A 2,365-nucleotide genomic window follows, 5' to 3' on the forward strand; every position below is an offset into this window, starting at 1 on the left:
ATCTCAAATGTAGCTATCAATAGCCAAATTTCTCTGCTTTATGGAGGAGTTTGGCTATCTTTGATTTTTGAAATCTTAAGAGTCATATTGGTATTCTATTTTATATGAAAGATTTATTTTTCATATCCGTTATTAAAATGGGAATAATCCTGTATATTTATGAGTGAAGCGTTAATTGAATAAGTGTTATATAAATCAGGAAAAAAGGCCGGAGCTGTTAGTATGCAGTTCCGGCTTTCTTGTTATTATATCTCTATGGTACAATTTTGGGTGATACTCGTCCGGAAATATGGAAAGATTTCCTTTATTACCTTCCCTTTCTCCTTTGCTTGTCCTGTAATTGTCTCTTTTACATGCTAAATCGTATCAAGACGATGCTGTAACTTGTCTTTTTGCCTCTGATGGGAATGTCGCACCTTTGCAATGTTAACGTTAGCAAGGTAATAATCATTAGTATTTATTTAACAAAAAAGAAAATTATGGCAATTAGATTTAAAAAAGTTTCACGGTTGAGTGATCCGACAAATCAAGATTCAGTTAAAAGAACGTATCCTATTATTTCGTATAAGTATGACACTCCGGCAACTCTGAAAGAGGTGGCACAGGAAATCAGTGGAAACTCTGGTGTGAGTGAAGGTGAGACAATCAGTGTACTGAAAGACTTTCGGACATTGATGCGTAAAATTCTTTTAGGAGGACGCTCGGTAAATATTGACGGAATAGGTTATTTCTATCTGTCGGCACAAAGTAAAGGGACGGATAAGGCGGAAGATTTTACAGCAAGTGACATTACCGGATTGCGCATCTGTTTTCGTGCAAACAAGGATATACGTCTTAATGCGGGCGCATCGTCTACTCGTACGGATGGACTGATGTTTAAAGATCTGGATAGACTGAACGATGAAGGCACCGATGCTCCTTCCGGTGGCGACGGGGAAGGGGAAGACCCGGCTGCATAACGCAGATAGATGCAACTGACTACAATTATGGCCTTCATCACTGCCCTTGGCGGGTTGGAGGCCATTAAGTGGCTGGTGCGGTTTGTGACTTTCCGTAAGATGGATGTCCGGAAGGAGGAGGCATCGATAAATAGTATGGAAGCAGAGAACCGCAGGAAAACGGTGGACTGGTTTGAGGAGCGCCTGGAACAGCGTGAAGAGAAAATCAACGGACTTTATGCGGAGTTGCGGAAGGAACAGGAGGAGAAGATCAGTTGGATGATTCGCTGTCATGAAGTAGAGTTGATACAGAAAGAATCGGAAATAAAAAAGTGTGATATAAGAGGATGTGTGAAACGTATTCCTCCATCGGATTATTGATTTGAAAGAAAGGATTTATGGTTATGAGAAAGATCGATTCTGTGATTATACATTGTTCGGCTACGAAAGCCGGAATGGATTTTAGTGTTGCGGATATAGACCGTTGGCATCGTGCCCGGGGGATGAACGGGATAGGTTATCATTATGTAGTCCGGCTGGATGGAACCGTGGAAAAGGGGAGAGAGGTGGAAGTGGCGGGTGCGCATTGCTTGGGATGGAACGGGCGGAGTATAGGCATTTGCTATATCGGAGGACTGGATACGAACGGGAATCCTGCCGATACACGGACGGATGAGCAGAAAAAATCGATGAAGGGGCTTGTGGAAGAGTTGAAGTTGCGGTATCGGATTGTGACGGTGATGGGCCACCGGGATACTTCGCCGGATTTGAATGGGAATGGGATTATAGAACCGGGTGAGTTTATAAAGTTCTGCCCCTGTTTTGATGTGAAAAAATGGTTGATGGTCTGGAGTCTTTCGCTTTTCTTTTGGGCCTGCGGGACTACCGAGTGTATGGAAAGTCATCGTACGGAAATAGATGCCGCTGTGTTGGAGACCGGAACTGAGAAATTTTCCGGTATACAAAAGAGATTGCGGAAAATGCAGGAAAGGATGAATGAACATGTGGAGGAAACGATTTTTGTGTGGACAGAGGATACTGCGGAAATGGTTGGACTTAAGGAAAGAGTATCACCACGAAAGAAGCTGCTTTCTGTAACAAAAAGAACTGTAGACAGGGATGGAAAGAGATTGCAAGAGGAGAAATTTGATGGTGCTGTTATGAAAACCGATTCATTGCAGGTGGCGGAGTATGTACGGGTGAAAACGGAGGATCGGGTGGATAAGCAGGAGAAAAAAAGAGGAGGATGGGGGAAACTGGGATTGTTGGCTGGAATTTGTGTAGTATGTATCTTATTTTTTAGAAAGATTTTTATTGTTGATAATCAGTGAGTTTTTGTCTTTGTGGATAAAAAAGTGAAAAAATAATCATCAAAAGTTTTGGCAGTCTCAAAATAAGCTGTACCTTTGCATCGCTTTTGAAACGGA

3 protein-coding genes are annotated in these 2,365 nt (G+C 42.2%); all 3 read left to right on the forward strand.

Translation table 11 applies throughout. From position 1 onward, the window contains the following. The first annotated feature begins 479 nt into the window (after positions 1-479). Genes QVP90_RS00910 through QVP90_RS00920 form a run of 3 tightly spaced genes read left to right on the forward strand, consistent with a single transcriptional unit; the run spans position 480 to position 2,269 of the window. Positions 480-959, forward strand: coding sequence for an HU family DNA-binding protein (locus tag QVP90_RS00910; protein WP_021935440.1), 480 nt, complete (start codon positions 480-482; stop codon positions 957-959). 9 nt (positions 960-968) lie between these two features. Continuing rightward, positions 969-1,319 carry a hypothetical protein gene (locus QVP90_RS00915; protein WP_007482533.1) on the forward strand — a complete coding sequence of 117 codons (351 nt, stop codon included), beginning with the start codon at positions 969-971 and terminating at the stop codon, positions 1,317-1,319. Positions 1,320-1,342: 23 nt separating this feature from the next. Further along, a complete protein-coding gene (locus QVP90_RS00920) occupies positions 1,343-2,269 on the forward strand; it encodes an N-acetylmuramoyl-L-alanine amidase (RefSeq protein WP_021935441.1) in 927 nt (308 codons plus the stop codon). The last annotated feature ends 96 nt before the right edge of the window (positions 2,270-2,365 follow it).

The sequence above is a fragment of the Bacteroides sp. CAG:189 genome, from assembly GCF_000432295.1.
Classification (GTDB): Bacteria; Bacteroidota; Bacteroidia; order Bacteroidales; family Bacteroidaceae; genus Bacteroides; species Bacteroides salyersiae.

Excerpts from the sequence above, each read along its gene's own strand:
- QVP90_RS00910 (WP_021935440.1), top strand. The coding sequence starts at position 480 with ATGGCAATTAGATTTAAAAAAGTTTCACGGTTGAGTGATCCGACAAAT.
- QVP90_RS00915 (WP_007482533.1), top strand. The coding sequence starts at position 969 with ATGCAACTGACTACAATTATGGCCTTCATCACTGCCCTTGGCGGGTTG.
- QVP90_RS00920 (WP_021935441.1), top strand. The coding sequence starts at position 1,343 with ATGAGAAAGATCGATTCTGTGATTATACATTGTTCGGCTACGAAAGCC.